The 17,790-nt window shown below is 65.5% G+C and carries 16 protein-coding genes; 2 read left to right on the forward strand and 14 right to left on the reverse strand.

Annotation, left to right across the window (positions count from 1 at the left end; all coding sequences use genetic code 11):
• Window positions 1-175 precede the first annotated feature (175 nt).
• On the reverse strand, window positions 176-883 hold the full coding sequence (locus JOF45_RS08150) for an SDR family oxidoreductase (protein ID WP_210048990.1): 708 nt from the start codon (window positions 881-883) through the stop codon (window positions 176-178).
• On the reverse strand, window positions 880-2,028 hold the full coding sequence (dapE, locus tag JOF45_RS08155; RefSeq protein ID WP_210048991.1) for a succinyl-diaminopimelate desuccinylase: 1,149 nt from the start codon (window positions 2,026-2,028) through the stop codon (window positions 880-882). Before dapE ends, JOF45_RS08150 begins: the two co-directional genes overlap by 4 nt.
• A gap of 52 nt (window positions 2,029-2,080) precedes the next feature.
• On the opposite strand from dapE, the gene dapD reads away from it, so the two are divergent.
• Entirely contained in the window at window positions 2,081-3,040 is a 960-nt protein-coding gene (gene dapD / locus JOF45_RS08160; protein ID WP_245324179.1) for a 2,3,4,5-tetrahydropyridine-2,6-dicarboxylate N-succinyltransferase, read from the forward strand.
• A gap of 11 nt (window positions 3,041-3,051) precedes the next feature.
• Window positions 3,052-4,050, forward strand: a complete 999-nt coding sequence (locus JOF45_RS08165; protein WP_210048993.1) for a hypothetical protein — start codon at window positions 3,052-3,054, stop codon at window positions 4,048-4,050.
• A 137-nt stretch (window positions 4,051-4,187) separates the two neighbouring features.
• Here JOF45_RS08165 and JOF45_RS08170 read toward each other — a convergent pair whose 3' ends face one another.
• The 12 genes from JOF45_RS08170 to JOF45_RS08225 all read right to left on the reverse strand — a co-directional run bounded on the left by JOF45_RS08170 (window position 4,188) and on the right by JOF45_RS08225 (window position 17,741).
• Window positions 4,188-5,468 (reverse strand): citrate synthase, encoded by a 1,281-nt coding sequence (locus tag JOF45_RS08170; protein WP_210048994.1) that lies wholly within the window; start codon window positions 5,466-5,468, stop codon window positions 4,188-4,190.
• A gap of 108 nt (window positions 5,469-5,576) precedes the next feature.
• Complete coding sequence (dapC, locus tag JOF45_RS08175) at window positions 5,577-6,716, reverse strand: succinyldiaminopimelate transaminase (RefSeq protein WP_210048995.1); 1,140 nt, start codon at window positions 6,714-6,716, stop codon at window positions 5,577-5,579.
• Window positions 6,717-6,719: 3 nt separating this feature from the next.
• Window positions 6,720-7,040: a ferredoxin gene (fdxA, locus tag JOF45_RS08180; RefSeq protein ID WP_210048997.1), complete on the reverse strand. Its 321-nt coding sequence runs from the start codon at window positions 7,038-7,040 to the stop codon at window positions 6,720-6,722.
• 42 nt (window positions 7,041-7,082) lie between these two features.
• The gene (locus tag JOF45_RS08185; protein WP_210048999.1) at window positions 7,083-7,547 is read right to left on the reverse strand and encodes a hypothetical protein; all 465 of its coding nucleotides are present in this window, start codon (window positions 7,545-7,547) and stop codon (window positions 7,083-7,085) included.
• Entirely contained in the window at window positions 7,547-9,496 is a 1,950-nt protein-coding gene (gene typA / locus JOF45_RS08190; protein ID WP_210049001.1) for a translational GTPase TypA, read from the reverse strand. Before typA ends, JOF45_RS08185 begins: the two co-directional genes overlap by 1 nt.
• A 282-nt stretch (window positions 9,497-9,778) precedes the next feature.
• Window positions 9,779-10,810, reverse strand: coding sequence for an ABC transporter ATP-binding protein (locus tag JOF45_RS08195; protein ID WP_210049003.1), 1,032 nt, complete (start codon window positions 10,808-10,810; stop codon window positions 9,779-9,781).
• Window positions 10,797-11,837: an ABC transporter ATP-binding protein gene (locus JOF45_RS08200; protein ID WP_210049004.1), complete on the reverse strand. Its 1,041-nt coding sequence runs from the start codon at window positions 11,835-11,837 to the stop codon at window positions 10,797-10,799. The genes JOF45_RS08195 and JOF45_RS08200 overlap by 14 nt, the downstream gene beginning before the upstream one ends.
• Before the next feature lie 7 nt (window positions 11,838-11,844).
• A complete protein-coding gene (locus tag JOF45_RS08205; protein WP_210049005.1) occupies window positions 11,845-12,798 on the reverse strand; it encodes an ABC transporter permease in 954 nt (317 codons plus the stop codon).
• Entirely contained in the window at window positions 12,791-13,717 is a 927-nt protein-coding gene (locus tag JOF45_RS08210; RefSeq protein ID WP_210049006.1) for an ABC transporter permease, read from the reverse strand. Before JOF45_RS08210 ends, JOF45_RS08205 begins: the two co-directional genes overlap by 8 nt.
• A gap of 126 nt (window positions 13,718-13,843) precedes the next feature.
• Entirely contained in the window at window positions 13,844-15,454 is a 1,611-nt protein-coding gene (locus tag JOF45_RS08215) for a peptide ABC transporter substrate-binding protein (protein ID WP_210049007.1), read from the reverse strand.
• Window positions 15,455-15,910: 456 nt separating this feature from the next.
• Window positions 15,911-16,492, reverse strand: coding sequence for an ArsR/SmtB family transcription factor (locus JOF45_RS08220; RefSeq protein WP_210049008.1), 582 nt, complete (start codon window positions 16,490-16,492; stop codon window positions 15,911-15,913).
• Window positions 16,493-16,511: 19 nt separating this feature from the next.
• Entirely contained in the window at window positions 16,512-17,741 is a 1,230-nt protein-coding gene (locus tag JOF45_RS08225; RefSeq protein WP_210049009.1) for a YihY/virulence factor BrkB family protein, read from the reverse strand.
• Window positions 17,742-17,790: the final 49 nt, after the last annotated feature.

The raw sequence follows: 17,790 nt of genomic DNA on the forward strand, positions 1-17,790 counted from the left end.
AAAAGTTTATCAGGAGAACTCTCACAGGCAAAAATCCTGCCGCCTCCCCTGCCGTTTCCCGTTCTGGGGCGCACCAAGTCTGCCAGATGTGTTGAATTCCTGGAAATCCGTCTCTGAGGAGCGCAGTTCCCGGGAATTCGACACACCCGGCGTCAGCCCCACCTGCCGCTGACCATCAGCCGTTGACCGGGCGGATCGACAGCTCCTCGACCATGGAGGCCTCGGGCATGTCCACTGCCGTGCGCACAGTAGCGGCCACCGACTCCGGGGCGATGTAGCGGGCGCCGTCGTAGTCGGTGTTGCCCTTCGACTCCTGCAGGGCCACCTGCATATCGGTGTCCACACGGCCCGGGTGGATGCTGGTGACCCGGACGGTGCCTCTCTCCTCAGCCCGCAGGGCATCGGTGAAGGCCCGCAGCGCAAACTTAGATCCGGAGTAGAGAGCCCCTCCGGCAGCGGAGTGATAGCCGGAGCCGGAGTTGATGGCCACGACCTGCCCGCGGGCGGCCCGCAGGGCCGGCAGGGTCAGTCGAGTCAGCTCAGCCACGGCGAAGACGTTGAGCTCGAACATCGTCCGCCATTCGGCCAGCGGCGCCTCCGCCACCGGACGCATCCAGGCCAGACCGGCCGAATGCACCACCACATCCAGCTGTTCGACGCCGGCCTGCCCCCAGGCCGCTGCCAGCGCCTCGGCGTCGGCAAGATCGGCGAGGAACGGCTGCGCGGTGCCGCCGGCGGCCTGGATCTCCGCGATGACCGCATCCACGCGGTCGGCGTCGGTGCCCCCGATCAGCAGGTGATGGTCTCGGGCCAGGTCCAGGGCCACTGCGCGGCCGATGCCGCGGGAGCCTCCGGTGACCAGTGCTGTCTTCGTTGTGATCATGGGCCCACCCTAACCAGCCACCGGTGCAGCGCGATGTAGCAGTCACGGATCTGCCCGGCAGAGACGTGCTCGTCATCGGTGTGGGCCAGCAGAGGGCTGCCGGCGGAGAAGTTCACCGCGGGCACCCCCAGCGCGGAGAACCGGGCCACATCGGTCCAGCCGTACTTCGGCATGGGGTCTCCGCCGACGGCGCGCAGGAAGTCCTGGGCGGCCGGATGATCCAGCCCCGGGCGGGCCCCCGGTGAGGAGTCGGTGATCTCGGTCTGCTCGTCACTCACGCCCGCACTGCGGAGCACCTCGCGGACATGTTCGTGGGCCTGCTCCTCGGTCTTGTCCGGGGCGAAGCGGTAGTTGATCTCCAGCACGCACTCATCCGGAATGACGTTGCCGGCGATCCCACCGGTGATGGATACGGCGTTGAGCCCCTCGCGGTAGGCCAGCCCGTCCACATCCACCGTCTGGGGTTCGTAGGCCTCCAAGGCGGCGAGGACCGAGGCGGCCCGGTGGATGGCGTTCTGCCCCATCCAGGCCCGGCCCGAATGCGCGGCGACGCCGGGGATGGTCACCCGGAGGCGGCAGGTGCCGTTGCAGCCGCCCTCCACCAGGCCGTCGGTGGGCTCCAGCAGGACCGCGAAATCAGCTTCCAGCAGCTCGGGAGAAGTGCGCACCACCCGACCCAGCCCAGATTTGGAGGCCTCGACCTCCTCGTGGTCATAGAAGACCCAGGTGACATCCCGCTCCAGCCTCTGCCCGGCGCTGACGGCCTGGGCGAGGTCGGCGGCCAGCTTCAGCTGAAGAGCGACTCCTGCCTTCATGTCCACCGCGCCGCGCCCGTAGAGGAAGTCCTCACCGTCGTGGACCTCCCACGTAGGCGGGACCGTGCCGCGGGAGCCTTCGGCACTGGGCAACGGGACGGTGTCCAGGTGACCGGCCAGCACGACTCGCTGGTCGGCGCCGGTCTCGGTGCGGGCGATGACCGCATCGCCGTCACGGTGGATGGTCAGGGGGCCGAGGGCACCCAGGGCGTGCTCAACGGCGTCGGCCAGTACAGCCTCCTCGCCGGAGACGGAATAGCAGGCGATCAGCTGCTCGGTCAGCAGCGCGGGATCGCCGGCCAGGTCAAGCTGGGGAGCATCAGGTGACATGGCCCCAGCCTAACCGGCACGAGGCGAGGTCAGGCCTTATAGGATGGGACCTATGAGCACTGAGAACGCATCCCGGATCGCCTCCGGCCACGGACTTGCCACTGTCACCGCTGATGGAACCGTTCTGGACACCTGGTTCCCAGCCCCCGCGCTCACCCCGCTGAGTGCGAACATCGGCGAGGACATCCTGGCCGACCTCGAAGCCGCCACCGGCGAGGACGCCGACCGCGGTGTGAGCACCAAGGTGGTCTCCGTGGAGGCGAACCTGGATGAGGAGGCCGCCAGCACCGAGGACGTGTGGCTGCGCCTCCACCTGCTCTCCCACCGCCTGGTCCAGCCCCGGACCATCAACCTCGACGGCATCTTCGGCCACCTGACCAACGTGGTGTGGACCAACTTCGGCCCCTGCGCCGTGGAGAACTTCGAGACCACGCGCCTGAAGCTGCGCAGCCGCGGCCATGTCACGGTCTACAGCATCGATAAGTTCCCGCGCCTGGTCGACTACGTGACCCCGAAGGGCGTGCGCATCGGCGACGCCGACCGCGTCCGCCTGGGCGCCCACCTCGCCGAAGGCACCACGGTCATGCACGAAGGCTTCGTGAACTTCAACGCCGGGACTCTGGGCACCTCCATGGTGGAGGGCCGCATCTCGGCCGGTGTGGTCGTCGGCGACGGCACCGACGTCGGCGGCGGGGCCTCCATCATGGGCACCCTCTCCGGCGGCGGCAAGGAGAAGATCACCCTGGGCGAGCGGGTCCTGCTGGGCGCCAACGCCGGTGTGGGCATCTCGCTGGGCGATGACTGCCTGGTGGAGGCCGGCCTCTACGTCACCGCGGGCACCAAGGTCTCTGTGCTCGACGACGACCGCACCGTCACCGCCGTGGTCAAGGCCTCCCAGCTCTCCGGGGTTCCGGAGCTGCTGTTCGTGCGCGACTCCACCACCGGTGCTGTCCTGGCCAAGCCCCGCAAGGGTCAGAAGGTGGAGCTCAACGAAGCTCTGCATAAGAACTGACCCACCCGTCCATGGCAGCCCGCAGAGACGACCGCCGCGTGGTGGTGACCCGCGAGACGGCCCGGCGCAGGCGACGGCGTCGGGCCCTCGTGGCCCTCGGCGTCGGCGCCGCAGTCGTGGCCGGGACAGGCTACGGGGCCTGGCGCTTCATCGATGAGAACGAGTACCTCCTGGAGGAAGGATGCTCGGTCTCACTGGGCGGGGACACCTTCACCCTGACTCCGGAGCAGACCCGCACAGCCGCTGACCTCAGCGCCGCCGCCGCGGACCGCGGCCTGGATCCGGAGGCTGCGGTGGACGCCGTGGCGATCTCCCTCCAGGAGAGTGATCTGACCGCCCGCGACCTCCCCGCCGAGGACCAGGCCGCAGCCGACGAGTCCACAGAAGCCTCAGCTGAGCAGGACGAGCCGGCCGATCCGGCACCCGAGTATTTCGCCCGCAGCGGCCCCCAGTGGAGCTCCGACGGAGCGAGCCACGGAGCTCCCACCACGGCCGAGGACTTCTTCTCCGCCCTGGAGGAGACCGAGGGGTGGAGCCCGGAGCTGGATCTGGAGGAGTCCGCCGAGGTGCTGGACCGCCCGCATAACGCCAGCTTCTACCCACAGCACGAGGACCTGGCCCGCGCCTTCACCACGCCGCTGACCGGCCAGCAGCCGATGGACCTGAGCTGTGAGCTCGCTCAGCGCGATGTTCCCGACGCCGACCCGCAGGGCTACGCCGAGGCGCTCATCTCCAGCTTCCCCACCCTGCTCGAGGAACAGGCCGTGGAGGTGGCCGAGGACGGCGTCGTGATCACTGTCCCGGACCGTGATGCTGCCGAGGAAGGGCAGAGTCAGCAGGATCTGGACTGGCTGTTCGCCCACTGGTCGCTGGCGATGGCCCGCGACTACGGCCTCCAGAACATCGATGTCGGCGCCCACACGTGGGACCGTGACGCCGCCGCCTGGCAGCAGGGCTCCACCGCCGAGGACGGCACTGTCCGCCTGGGCTTCGACCGCGACGAGGACTGAGGTCCCGACGCCGAGCCCTTCCCCCATGAACAACGCCCCGACACACAGAAGGGCCCGCCCCGCTCACGACGAGCGGGGCGGGCCCTTCTGCATCTGCCGCGGCCTACAAAGACGCCGAGGCGGAGATCAGTGAGAGATCACGCCGGGTAGTCGCGCTGGCCCTCGCCGATGTAGATCTGGCGCGGGCGGCCGATCTTGGTGGCAGGGTCGTTGACCATCTCGCGCCACTGGGCGATCCAGCCGGGCAGACGGCCCAGGGCGAAGAGCGGGGTGAACATCTTCTCCGGGAAGCCCATGGCCTTGTAGATCAGGCCGGTGTAGAAGTCGACGTTCGGGTAGAGCTTGCGCTCGATGAAGTAGTCGTCCTCCAGAGCCTTCTGCTCCAGGCGCTGCGCGATCTCGAAGAGCTCGTCGTTGCCGCCCAGCTTGGTCAGCAGCTTATCGGCCAGGCCCTTCACCACACGCGCACGCGGATCATAGTTCTTGTAGACCCGGTGGCCGAAGCCCATCAGGCGCACGCCCTCCTCCTTGTTCTTGACCTTCTCCATGAAGGCCTCAGGAGTGACGTCGCCGCCCTGGATCTGGCGCAGCATCTTCAGCACGGCCTCGTTGGCACCACCGTGTGCGGGGCCGTAGAGCGCGTTGATGCCTGCGGAGATCGAAGCGAACATGTTCGCCTGGGAGGAGCCCACCAGGCGCACGGTGGAGGTGGAGCAGTTCTGCTCGTGATCGGCATGCAGGATCAGCAGCACGTCGAGCGCGCGGGCGACCTCCGGATCGATCTCGTACTGCTCGGCGGGCACGCCGAAGCAGCCGCGCAGGAAGTTCTCCGTGATGGAGAGGTTGTTGTCCGGGTAGAGCATCGGCTGGCCCACGGACTTCTTGTAGGCGTAGGCAGCGATGGTCGGAACCTTGGCCAGCAGACGGTAGGTGGAGCGCTCGACCTGCTCGGCGTCGAAGGGATCCAGCGAGTCCGGGTAGTAGGTGGACAGCGCGGAGACCGCCGAAGAGAGCACCGGCATCGGGTGGGCGTCACGGGGGAAGCCGGAGAAGAAGTCCTTCAGCTCCTCGTGCAGCAAGGTGTGCCGGCGGGTGACGCTGTCGAAGTCGGCCAGCTGCTCCGCAGTGGGCAGGTCTCCGTGGATCAGCAGGTAGGAGACCTCCAGGAAGGTGGAGTTCTCCGCGAGCTGCTCGATCGGGTAGCCGCGGTAGCGCAGGATGCCCTCGTCACCGTCGATGTAGGTGATCGCGGACTTGGCGTTGGCGGTGTTCATGAACCCGGGGTCGTAGGTGACGGCACCGGTGGTCTTCAGCAGTGGTCCGATGGCGAGACCGTCGTTGCCTTCGACGGCATTCTCCACGGGGAGATCAAGATCGTGGTCCTGATAGTGCAGCTTCGCTGCTGTCTGCTCAGTCATGGGTCTCCTTATCAGACACACACAGATAGGGCTCGGGTGCGGGGCACTTTACTGAACAACCTACCTGTTACCTGTGCCATAGTGCTACTTGCATTACACAGCGGCGAATCAGCTGGTCAGGCGGCTGACAGCGGCCTCTATACGCTCGTCAGTGGCCGTCAGTGCGACCCTGATATAGCCGTTGCCGTGCTCGCCGTAGAAGACGCCCGGACCCACTACGATCCCTCGCTCAGCCATGCGGGACACCAAGCTCCAGGTGTCGGCCGCAGTGGCCGCTGAGGGGTCGGTCTGGGCATCTCGGCACCACAGGTAGAGACCGGCCACGGAGTGCTCGATCTCCAGACCTGCCGCCTTCAGCGCGGGCACGAGCCTCTGCCGACGAGCCCGGTAGAGCTCGCGCTGGGCATCCACGTGCTGCTCGTCGGTGAGCGCCACACGCAGCGCCTCCTGCACCGGCGCGGGCATGATCATCCCGGCATGCTTGCGGGTGTTGACCAGTCCGGCGATCAGGTCGGGACAACCGGCGGCGAAGGCCGCGCGGTACCCGGCCAGGTTGGACTGTTTGGATGCGGAGTAGACCGCCAGCACTCCGCGGTGGTCCACAGCCCCGTGCTCATCTCCGCTGACCCGGGGATCCAACACGGAGGGGACGTCCTCGACGTCCCAGGGCAGTTCGGCGTAACACTCATCGGAGGCGACCACCGCACCGATGCGCCGGGCCAGCGCGACCACGTCACGCATCCACTCCGCGCTGTCCACCCGGCCGGTGGGGTTGCCCGGAGAGTTCAGCCAGATCAGCTTCACCCGGCGCAGCGTCTCCTCGTCCAGACTCAGCGGGTCCTCGACGGCCAGGTGATCAGCCCCGGCGATCTGGGCGCCGATGTCATAGGTGGGGTAAGCGACCAGCGGACGCAGGACCAGGTCCCCCTTCCCCAGGCCGAGCAGCGTGGGCAGCCAGGCCACCAGCTCTTTGGACCCGACCGTGGGCAGCACGGCCTCCGGGTCCAGCCCCGGGACGCCGCGACGTCGGGCGAACCAGTCAGCCACGGCCTCACGCAGCTCAGGGCGGCCATGGGTGGTCGGATATCCGGGAGCGTCGGCGGCCGAGGCCAGGGCCTCCCGGATGACCTGCGGGGTCGGATCCACCGGAGTGCCGATGGAGAGGTTGACCGCGCCGCCGTCGTGCTGTTCGGCCTGCTCCTTATACGGAGCCATGGCGTCCCAAGGGTAGTCAGGCAAGGTGAGCACCGCTCAGTGCTCCTGCGGCGGGAGTGCGGCGATGATCTCGTGGTCCTTCTCGATCATGCCCAGCTTGGCCGCGCCGCCGGGCGAGCCCACATCGTCGAAGAACTCGACATTGGCCCGGTAGTACTCGGACCACTCCTCCGGGACGTCGTCTTCGTAGTAGATGGCCTCCACCGGGCAGACCGGCTCGCAGGCGCCGCAGTCCACACATTCGTCCGGGTGGATGTAGAGCGAACGTTCACCCTCGTAGATGCAGTCCACGGGGCACTCATCGATGCAGGCCTTATCCTTCAGGTCCACACAGGGCAGGGCGATGATGTAAGTCATGGACTCCTCTATCTTTCGAGGGTTGGGGTGCTGCGGTCCAGTCTACCGAGGTTGCGCGCCCGGCTGCACCGCATGCGATGCGACGTCGCGCACGAGGATCCACTTGATCAGGATCATCGCCAGCAGCGCGACGCCGGCGCTGCCCAGCCACCACAGCGCGGAGGCCAGGGTGGGCCCAGGCAGGGCGTCCATCGTCTCTGGGCTCATCGGCACCATCAGTTGGTCCGGACCCGGCCACATATAGGCCAAGGTGACCACGGTGAAGGTGGTGATCCCCATGACGGTGGATTCGGTCAGCGAGCCGGCCTGCAGCCCGATCCACAGCTGAGCCGCGAACGCGATCAGCAGCGCGAGCCCCGCTCCCCACAGGATCGGCGTGCCGTCTTCGACGGTGCCGATCATGATGATGTTCCCGTGCAGGGCTGTGCCGAGGACCCCGAGGATGACTCCCACGGAGAACGCCACACCCATGAGCACCGGGCGGAAGCGGGGCTGCTGCTGGGACATCAGGACTGAGCTGCGTTCTTCCTCTTACGGGCTTCCTTCATACGCTCCGAGGAGTCCAGGGTCACCTTACGGATCCGGATGCTCTCCGGGGTGACCTCCACGCACTCATCCTCGTTGGCGAACTCGAGCGACTCCTCGAGGGTCAGCCGGGTGGGCGGGGTCAGGCCCTCGAAGGAGTCGGCAGAGGCTGCACGCATATTGGTGAGCTTCTTCTCCTTGGTGATGTTGACCTCCATGTCCTCGTTGCGAGAGTTCTCGCCGACGACCATGCCCTCGTAGACCTCCTCCTGGGGGTCGACGAAGAAGGTCCCCTTGTCCTGGAGGTTCATCATCGCGAACGGGGTGGCGGTTCCGGCACGGTCGGAGACCAGCGAGCCGGAGCTGCGGTATTCGATGTCGCCCTTCCACGGCTGGAAGCCGTCGGCGTAGCTGGAGGCGATGCCGGCGCCGCGGGTCTCGGTGAGGAACTTCGTCCGGAAGCCGATGAGGCCACGGGCGGGCACGGAGAACTCCATGCGGATCCAGCCGGAGCCGGTGTTGGACATGGTGTTCATCGTGCCCTTGCGGCCTGCCATGAGCTGGGTGATCGCGCCCATGTACTCGTCGGGCGCGTCGATGGTCATGGCCTCCATGGGCTCATGCAGAGTGCCGTCGATCTCCCGGGTGACGACCTGGGGCTTGCCCACGGTCAGCTCGAAGCCTTCGCGGCGCATCTGCTCGACCAGGATCGCCAGCGCGAGCTCACCGCGGCCTTGGACCTCCCACATGTCAGGACGCTCGGTGGGAAGCACCTTGAGGGAGACGTTGCCGATGAGCTCCTGGTCCAGGCGGTCCTTGACCTGGCGCGCGGTGACCTTCGCGCCCTTGACCCGGCCGGCCAGCGGTGAGGTGTTGATGCCGATGGTCATCGAGATGGCGGGGTCATCGACCACGATGTTCGGCAGCGGCTTGGGGTTGTCCAGATCCGTGAGGGTCTCACCGATCATGATGTCGCTGATGCCGGCCACTGCGACGATCTCACCGGGCCCGGCGGACTCGGCGGGCACACGCTCCAGGCCCTTGGTGGCCAGCAGCTCGGTGATCTTGACCGTCTTGTGGGTGCCGTCCTTGCGGGCCCAGGCGACCTGCTGGTTCTTCTTCAGCGTGCCGTTGAAGATGCGCAGCAGCGCCAGACGGCCCAGGAAGGGTGAGGCGTCCAGGTTGGTCACGTGGGCCTGGAGGACCTCTTCGGCGTCGTAGGTCGGGGCCGGGACGTGCTTGAGGATGGTCTCGAAGAGCGGCTCCAGGTCCTCGTTCTCGGGCAGGCCGCCGTCGGCAGGCTGTTCGATGGAGGCGCGGCCGGCCTTGCCAGAGGCGTAGACCACCGGGACGTCCAGCACGGAGTCGAGGTCCAGCTCCGGGTTCTCCTCGGCCACATCGGAGGCCAGGCCCAGCAGCAGGTCCATCGTGTCGGAGACGACGCCGTCGATCCGTGCGTCAGGACGGTCGGTCTTGTTGACCACCAGGATCACCGGCAGGTTGGCGTTGAGCGCCTTGCGCAGCACGAAGCGTGTCTGCGGCAGCGGGCCCTCAGAGGCGTCGACCAGCAGCACGACGCCGTCCACCATGGACAGGCCGCGCTCGACCTCACCGCCGAAGTCGGCGTGGCCGGGGGTGTCGATGACGTTGATCGTCACCTGGTCCTGACCGGCCTGCTCCTGAGCGTGAGGGCCGGAGTAGAACACCGTGGTGTTCTTGGCCAGGATGGTGATGCCCTTCTCCTTCTCCAGCTCGCCGGAGTCCATCACCCGCTCTTCGTTCTCCCCGTGGCCGCCGTAGGCCTTGGTCTGGGTGAGCATGGCATCGACAAGGGTGGTCTTGCCGTGGTCGACGTGGGCGACGATGGCGACATTGCGCAGGTCCTGGCGCTCATCGGTGCCGGTCTGGGCCAGCGCAGCATCAGTGGTCATAGAAGAAGAAGCCTTCCGAAGATAGAGGTGAGCGGGCGCCCCTATGACAGGGACACCCGCTCAAGTGTACTGCGGTTCTGCAAATGCCTCAGCCGGCGGCGCCTTGCCCACCGGTGCCGGCGTCGTGGCAGGCTGTGGCCCACGGTGCCGAAGGCAAGAACTGGATCACCCTGGGCTCTTCCCGAGATATGGCGATTCAGGCCGATCTGCAGGCACAACTCGGGGCGATCCGAGAGAGCTTGAAAACCGTCGGCCGCACCCTATCGACGTCTGCCACGCCGCTCAGCCGGCGGCGACCTCCTCGTTGGTGTCGGCGTAGTGGCAGGCCGCCTGCTGGGAGACCCCGGGGCGCTGGATCAGCTGGGGCTCCTCGACCTCGCAGAGCTCTGTGGCCTTCCAGCAGCGTGTGCGGAACCGACAGCCCGACGGCGGATCTGCCGGGTTGGGCGGATCGCCCTTCAGCACGATCTGCTCGCGCTGTCCGCGCAGCGTGGGGTCCGGCACCGGGACCGCCGAGAGCAGCGCCTGAGTGTAGGGGTGGGCGGGGCCGGAGTAGATCTCCTCCTCCCGGCCCAGCTCAGCCAGCTTGCCCAGATACATGACGCCCACTCGGTCCGAGATGTGGCGGACCACAGAGAGGTCGTGAGCGATGAAGATGTAGCTGAGCCCGAACTTCTTCTGCAGGTCGTCCAACAGGTTCATCACCTGGGCCTGCACGGAGACATCCAAGGCCGAGACCGGCTCATCACAGATGATGACATCCGGGTTCAGCGCCAGCCCGCGGGCGATTCCGATGCGCTGACGCTGACCGCCGGAGAACTGGTGGGGATAACGGTTGATGTGCTCCGGATTCAGCCCCACGACCTCCAGCAGCTCCCTGACTCTGGCGCGGATCCCCTGGGCCGGCTTGGCGTCCGGGTGCAGCTTGAAGGGCTCGGCGACGATGTCGCCCACGGACATACGAGGGTTCAGCGAAGTGTAGGGGTCCTGGAAGATGATCTGGATCTTCCGACGCAGCCGCCGCAGCTCCTCGCCGCGGACCGAGAGGAAGTCCTGGCCGCGGAACTTCACCGAACCGGCGTCGGGCTCCTCCAAGCGCATCAGCAGCTTGGCCAGCGTCGACTTCCCGCAGCCGGACTCGCCCACGATACCCAAGGTCTCTCCCCTGCGCAGCTGGAAACTCACACCGTCCACAGCCTTCACCGCGCCGGTCTGGCGCTGGAAGACCACTCCCTGGCTGATCGGGAAGTGCTTGACGAGGTCCTCGACCTCCAGCACTGTCTCTGCGTCCTCAAAGGGATCACGTGGACTCATTCTGGGCCTCCTCGCTCATGGCATGGATCTTCTCCGCATAGTGGCAGGCGGAGCGGTGCCCGGGGGCGATCTCGCGCAGTTCGGGTCGCTCCTCGCGGCACCGGTCCGTGGCGAATTCGCAGCGCGGGCTGAAGGGGCATCCCGGAGGCAGCTCCGTCAGGGACGGCGGCAGGCCTGGGATGGCCCGGAGCTTGCCTCCCTCGGCATCGATACGCGGGATCGAGTCCAACAGCCCCTTGGTATAGGGGTGGGCCGTGCGTGCATAGATGGTGTAGACGTCGGCGGATTCCATGACCCGGCCTGCATACATGACCGCGATCTCATCGGCCACGTCGGCCACCACACCCAGGTCATGGGTGATCAGGATCAGGCCCATCCGAGACTCCACCTGCAGATCCTGCAGGAGCTTCATCACCTGAGCTTGGACGGTGACGTCCAGTGCAGTGGTGGGTTCGTCGGCGATGAGCACATCGGGGTCCAGGGAGATGGCCATGGCGATCATGATGCGTTGACGCATGCCCCCGGAGAACTGGTGGGGGAAGTCCCACACCCGCTTCTCCGCAGCAGGGATGCCCACCTTCTGCATCATCTCCACGGCCTTGGCCCGTGCGTTCTTCCGGTTCATCCCGAGGTGGACGCGGAACATCTCCGCGATCTGCCAACCCACCGGCAGCACCGGGTTCAGCGACGACAGCGCGTCCTGGAAGATCATCGAGATGTCCATCCCGCGCAGCTTCCGGCGCCTCTCCTCCGGCATCTGCAGCAGGTCCTCACCGCGGTAGAGGATCTCACCGCCGGCGATGTGGCCCGGGGGCATGTCCAGGATGCCCATGATGGTCTGGGCGGTCACCGATTTGCCGGAGCCGGACTCCCCCAGGATGGCCAGGGTCTTCCCGGCCTGGAGGGTGAAGTTCAGCCCGTTGATGGCTTGGGCGGTGCCGGCCTTGGTACGGAATTCGACCTGGAGGTCCCTGACCTCCAGCAGCGGGGCGCCGTGATCGGCGTCGGGTCGGATCTGAGCAGTCATGACCGCCTCACTTCTTCTTCGACTTGGGGTCGATGGCGTCCCTGATCGCATCGCCCAGCGTCATGAAGGCGAAGACGGTGATTCCCACAAAGATCAGTGGGAAGACGATCAGGTGGGGGAACTGCTGCAGATAGGGCTGGGCGTCCTGAAGCTGCAGGCCCCAGGAGATGGACGGCAGCTGAAGTCCCACGCCCAGGAAGGTCAGCGTCGCCTCAGCACCGATGATGATACCCACGAAGACCGTGGCATATCCGATCACCGGGCCCAACGAATTCGGCAGGATGTGGCGACGCATGATCGTGACATGGCCTGCTCCCAACGCACGGGCGGCCATCACATACTCGGAATTGACCACGGAGAGGACCGAGCCACGCATCAGGCGCGCCATCGTGGGCCAGGTGAACACGATCAGCACCGTCGAGACCTCTGCCACCCCGCGATCCTCGATCACGTTGAGGAAGACCAGCGCGGCCAGGATGTAGGGGATGGCGAAGATCATGTCGGTGAAGCGCGAAATCACCGCATCGACCCATGAACGGAAGTAGCCGGCCAGCAGACCCAGCACGATGGCGATGGCCAACACGCCGGCGGAGACCAGGAAGCCGATGGCGATCGAATTGCGCGCGCCATGGATCACTCGGGTGTAGTAGTCACAGCCTTGGATGTCCGTGCCGAACCAGTGCTCGGCTGATGGAGTCTGCCGGCTGCGGCTCAGCAGGCACTCGCGAGGGTCTGTGTTCGTGAACAGCTGAGGGAAGATCGCCATGGCCAGCAGGATCAGCAGCAGGATGGCGGAGAAGACGAACCAGGGATTCCGGCGCAGCGAGCGCCAGGCATCGACCCAGAGGCTCGCCTCGGCATCCTTGGTGCGGGCCGACGTCGCAGCCTCGGTCGCCTCACCTGCGCTGAGCAGCGTCTCTCCCTTGTCCGGGCGGTAGCGGCTGTCTTTGTTCTCACTCATAGCGGATCCTTGGGTCGAGCAGGCCGTAGAGCAGGTCCACGATCAGGTTGATCACCACGAAGAACAGCACCATCAGGGTCACGATGCCGACGACGACGGTGCCCTCCTGGCCCTGGATGGAGCGGAAGACCTGTTCACCGATTCCGGGCAGGTTGAAGATCGTCTCCACCACGATGGTGCCTCCCATCATGGTCGCCAGATCGGCGCCCATGAAGGTCACGACGGGGATCATGGAGTTCCGCATGCCGTGACGGCCGATCACGCGGCTGCGGGTCAGCCCCTTGGCCGTAGCGGTGCGCACGTAGTCGGACTGCAGCGCTTCGAGCAGCTCGCTGCGCAGCAGTCGGGCGATCATGCAGGTGGAGACCGCTGCCATGGAAAGCCCGGGCAGGATGAAGCTGTAGAGCCCGTCACCGGCTCCCGCGATCGGGAACCAGCCGAGGTTCAGGCCGAAGGCCAACTGGAGCAGGAACGCGATCGCGATCGTGGGAAGGGCCACCACCACAACGGTGGAGACCTGCACGAGACGGTCGATGAAACGGTCCTTGTAGATGGCGGCCAGCAGGCCGGCGATGACGCCGAGAACGCCCTGGATCACGAAGGTGACAGCTGCCAGCTGCAGGGTCACGGGCAGGCGCTGCTCGATGATGTCGAGCACAGGCCGACCCTGGAAGGTCGTCCCGAAGTCGCCGGCGGTGAAGACGCCCCACAGATACTTGCCGTACTGCAGGAGGAACGGGTCATCGAGGTTGTACTGCTCTCGAAGCGTCGCTTGGACTGCTTCACTCATCGGCCGGTCCCCTCCCAGCGCCCGGATCGGGTCACCGGGCATGAGGAAGACCATCGCGTACACCACCAGGGTGGAGATGATGACGACGGGGATGAACTGGAGCAGACGCCGAATGATGTAACGGGTCATTGGTGTCCTTGGGTGGGTGTGCTGCTTGTCACCATAGTAGGCGGCAGGAAGAGGGGGTCCCTGACAGCGAGGAAGGGCGCGGCCCGCACCGACTGGGTGCTGGGCCGCGCCCTTCGTCGAGGAGGCTCAGCTCTCGCTGGTCTCGATCTTCCACAGGTGAGTGAGCGTGTTGCCCTCACCCATCTGAATGGAGTCACCGACGATGTTGTCCGAGTAGGCCACGTGGTAGGTGGAGAACCACATCGGGATGACCGGCATCTCCTCCAGCAGGATGTCTTCGGCCTGCTGGTACAGCTCAGAAGCCTCATCCGGCTCGACGGCCGCGTTGGCCTCGGAGATCAGGTTGTCGAACTCCTCGTCAGAGAATCCGGTGTAGTTCGAGGACTGATCCGTGGTGTAGATCGGCTCCAGTGCGTACTGCGCGTTGGGGTAGGAGATGGTCCAACCCAGGCGGAACGGACCGGTGACTTCCTCAGTGTCGTGCAGATCCAGGTACTGGGCGAACTCCATGGACTCGAAGGTCACGTCCTCGATGCCGAGGTTCTGCCTCCACTGGTTGGCCACAGCTTCGGTCCAGTCCTCATGACCGGCACCGGAGTTGAAGTACACGGTCAGCTCGGAGGGCCCGCCTGCTTCCTCATAGAGGTCGGCTGCCTCGTCCGGGTTGAACTCACAGGACTCGCAGACACCGTCGCGCCCCTCAGGGAGGAACTCGGGAATGATGCTGGTGGCCTCGGTCTGAGCGCCGTTGAAGATGCTGTCGATGATCTCTTCCCGGTCGATAGCCATGGAGAGCGCCCGGCGCACGTCCACGTCCTGGAACTCCTCCTGGTACAGCGGGAAGCCCAGGTAGCTGAAGGATCCGGTGTCGAAGGAGGTCCAGTTCTCACCGAAGTCGCCCTCCAACGTGGTCAGACGGTTCGGGGGCACCGAGTCGAGGATGTCGAGGCTGCCGGACTGTACGTCCATGTAGGCAGTGTCGATGTCGGAGTAGATGTGCCACTCGAGACGCTGAGGCAGCCCGGGCTCCTCACCGGCGTAGTCGTCGTAGCGCTCGACGGCGATCTGGACGTCATGCTCCCACTCGCCGTCCATCTGGTACCGGCCGTTTCCGATGGGTGCCGAGCTGAATGCCTCGATGTCTTCGAAGGCCTCCTGCGGCATCGGGAAGAACGCGCTGTAGGTGAGCATGTCCGGCAGCGGGGAGAACGGCTCAGTCAGCTCGATCTCCAGAGTGTGGTCATCGACAGCACGGACGCCTTCCATCTCATCGGCGTCACCGTCGACCACCTCCTGGTAGCCGAGGAAGTTGTCGAAGAAGTTGGCGCTCTGCTGCGCGTTCTCCGGGTCCACTGCCCAGTTGAAGGTGTCCACGAAGGTCTGGGCGGTGACCTCCTCGCCGTTGTGGAAGGTCCACCCCTCCCCCAGCTCGAAGGTCCAGGTCACGTTGTCCTCGGTGTCCCAGGACTCCGCGACGCCCGGAATGGGCTCATAGGTCTCCGTGTCCGCCTGGACCAGGCCGGTGAAGACATGCTCCAGAACCCAGGAGCCGCACACTTCAGTGGTGTTGGCCGGAACCAGGGGGTTCTGGGGTTCACAGTTGTAGGCAGTGATGGTTCCGCCTTCGCCGGAGGCCTCACCGTCACCGCCGTCTCCGCCTCCACAGGCGGAGAGAGTCAGCGCGCCGAGGGCCATGGAGGCCACAGCGGCACGGCGCCAGGTAGTTGTCCGAGCCATATGAGTTTTCTCCTCAGAAAAGGTGCGAATTCTCGGTGCCGCAACACTCCCCTGCACTGCCTGAGACAGCCTCCACCGGGTGAGACATACGACACCTTGAGATGTGCGACCCATCCTAGGACTCCTCCCACCTCCGGATGCCGGGAAACGAGTCTTCAGGAAAATCGTTATCCCTGCGTGACGTGGATCACATGCACGGTCGGCCCCATTAACTCGTTGCGCAGGGCAACTAACTCGAAACACAGCCTGAAGCTCATCTGAAAGAGATCTTTCAGGATGAAGGCCGAATTTTCAGCACTTCGGGAGCTTCTGGGCGAATGCCACAAACCCTGTGATCACTTCGGCGATGGGACTGCCGGGCCATGAGATCGAAACCTGACTGTTACACAGCTCCGCTCAAAGCACGTCCGAGGAATCTCAAATCTTGAAAGCTTGCACCGTTATTATGACGTAATATTACGCTCGGCGGTCGTCGATGACAGAGACAAAATAGTGCAGACGCTCAACCTCCGACCCTTCCGGGGACTGCATCGACAGCAGAGTGAACTCCTCGATGAGCGCATACAGACGCTGTTTGAAATCCTCCGCCTGCGCTTCGCTCAACGTCAGCAGACTCGAGGAGATCACTGGATAGCGCTTCGAATGCTGCGGGCCCCGGTCCTGTGCTCGCCGTCTGACCTCGGCCGCCACGCGCTGTCGCATGGCCTCGATATGAGCAGTGACCAATGCGTTCTCCGACTGGGCCTGCGGATCGAACCCGGCGACCCGGATAGTGCCGGCCACGGCTTGCCAGTATGTGCTGCGCCCGTCTCCCTCCTGCTGGACCCGACGGACGAAACCATGCTTTTCCAGCTCCCGAAGGTGATAGCTCATGGACGATGCGGAAACCCCGCACACCCCGGCCAGTTCAGTCCCTGTGTAGACACGATGGGTGGCATAGAGCTCATCGAGAGCCGCCATACGAACCTCATGCGCCATGGCTCGGATGGCGTGGATGTCTTCGATCGTCACGTACCGGGGCATCTCTTCAGCATTCACCCCAGCAGTGTAGAACTGTTCAGCGGCGCCAGACGTCGTCGGGGTCGGAGGTCTCCCCCTCGGTCAGGCGCAGCGCCTGAGCCTGGGCGACCAGCTCCTCATACTTCTTGTTCTTCTTGACCGCACCCTTGGTCTCCCGCGGCGACAGCATGAGGGTCCGCTCCGCCTCGATGCCGGCCTGCAGCTGACGGCCGCGCTCCAGCTCGGCGTCGAGCTCTGCGCCGAAGAGCAGGACCATATTCATGATGTAGATCCAGAACAGGAAGACGATCACGCTGGCCAGCGAGCCGTAGGTGGCGTCGTAGCTGGCGAAGTGCATCACGTAGAAGGCCACGCCGCCGGTGGCAGCGATCATCACCAAGATCGTGATCAGCGCACCCGCGGAGATCCACTTGGCTCCGGGCTGGCGGATGTTCGGGGTGCAGTAGTAGAGCAGGGCGACCCCGAGCGCGGCGACGAGGATCAGCACGAACGGTGTGGACCAGTTCCAGATGGTCACCGCGGCATCGCCCAGACCGATGACATGACCGATGGACGCTGCGATCGGACCGGATATCACCAGCACCAGGGCGGCCGAGGCCACCAGCGCGATCAGCGCCACGGTCACCGCATAGAGCAGCGGACGCAGCTGGATGAAGGAGCGTCCCTCATCCACTTCCACAATTCGGTTGATGGCCCGGGAGAAGGCGTTCACAAAGTTCGACGCCGTCCACATGGCCAGCAGGATGCCGATGGCCAGGCCGATGCCGGCACCGTCGGCAGCGGTGATGTTGCCGACCACCATCTCCACCGTCTCCATGACGTCAGGATCGCCGTCGGTCATATCGTCGACCATGTCCACGAAGAACTGAGTGGTGCGTTCGGCCTCCCCCACCAGGGAGAGCAGCGAGACCAGCGCGATCAGCGCAGGAAACACCGAGAGCACCGCGTAGTAGGTCAGGCCGGCGGCCAGGTCGCTGCACTGGTCACGGCCGAACTCTGAGAGCGCGCGCTTGAAGCTGTACTTCCAGGTGGCCCCGGTCAGCTTCAGCGGGGACGAGGCTTTGGACTCGTCGCGCTGCTCGCCGCCGTCCTCGGCGTACTCCTGCCGCTGACGGGTCTTGACCATATAGGGCTGGTCGGCAGCTGCTGAGACCGTCCCGGGCCGGGAGGCGTCCTCATAGGTGGCCGTCTCATCGAAGATGTCGTGCTCCTCGACGTCGTGCTCACGGGCGCTGTAGGGCTTCAGTCCGTCGGCTTCAGAGCTCATGCCTGACAGCCTAGCGCCCGAAAACCCCCGCGTCAGTGGTCAGAGCGAC

The sequence above is a fragment of the Nesterenkonia lacusekhoensis genome, assembly GCF_017876395.1.
In the GTDB taxonomy this organism is placed as follows: domain Bacteria; phylum Actinomycetota; class Actinomycetes; order Actinomycetales; family Micrococcaceae; genus Nesterenkonia; species Nesterenkonia lacusekhoensis.

Bases quoted from the DNA above. Each gene is read 5' to 3' on its own strand.
- JOF45_RS08165 (WP_210048993.1), top strand. From the start codon at position 3,052: ATGGCAGCCCGCAGAGACGACCGCCGCGTGGTGGTGACCCGCGAGACG.
- JOF45_RS08185 (WP_210048999.1), bottom strand. From the start codon at position 7,547: ATGTCCCAGCAGCAGCCCCGCTTCCGCCCGGTGCTCATGGGTGTGGCG.
- JOF45_RS08170 (WP_210048994.1), bottom strand. From the start codon at position 5,468: ATGACTGAGCAGACAGCAGCGAAGCTGCACTATCAGGACCACGATCTT.
- JOF45_RS08200 (WP_210049004.1), bottom strand. From the start codon at position 11,837: ATGACTGCTCAGATCCGACCCGACGCCGATCACGGCGCCCCGCTGCTG.
- JOF45_RS08205 (WP_210049005.1), bottom strand. From the start codon at position 12,798: ATGAGTGAGAACAAAGACAGCCGCTACCGCCCGGACAAGGGAGAGACG.
- typA (WP_210049001.1), bottom strand. From the start codon at position 9,496: ATGACCACTGATGCTGCGCTGGCCCAGACCGGCACCGATGAGCGCCAG.
- JOF45_RS08150 (WP_210048990.1), bottom strand. From the start codon at position 883: ATGATCACAACGAAGACAGCACTGGTCACCGGAGGCTCCCGCGGCATC.
- fdxA (WP_210048997.1), bottom strand. From the start codon at position 7,040: ATGACTTACATCATCGCCCTGCCCTGTGTGGACCTGAAGGATAAGGCC.
- JOF45_RS08215 (WP_210049007.1), bottom strand. From the start codon at position 15,454: ATGGCTCGGACAACTACCTGGCGCCGTGCCGCTGTGGCCTCCATGGCC.
- JOF45_RS08225 (WP_210049009.1), bottom strand. From the start codon at position 17,741: ATGAGCTCTGAAGCCGACGGACTGAAGCCCTACAGCGCCCGTGAGCAC.
- JOF45_RS08195 (WP_210049003.1), bottom strand. From the start codon at position 10,810: ATGAGTCCACGTGATCCCTTTGAGGACGCAGAGACAGTGCTGGAGGTC.
- dapD (WP_245324179.1), top strand. From the start codon at position 2,081: ATGAGCACTGAGAACGCATCCCGGATCGCCTCCGGCCACGGACTTGCC.
- dapE (WP_210048991.1), bottom strand. From the start codon at position 2,028: ATGTCACCTGATGCTCCCCAGCTTGACCTGGCCGGCGATCCCGCGCTG.
- JOF45_RS08210 (WP_210049006.1), bottom strand. From the start codon at position 13,717: ATGACCCGTTACATCATTCGGCGTCTGCTCCAGTTCATCCCCGTCGTC.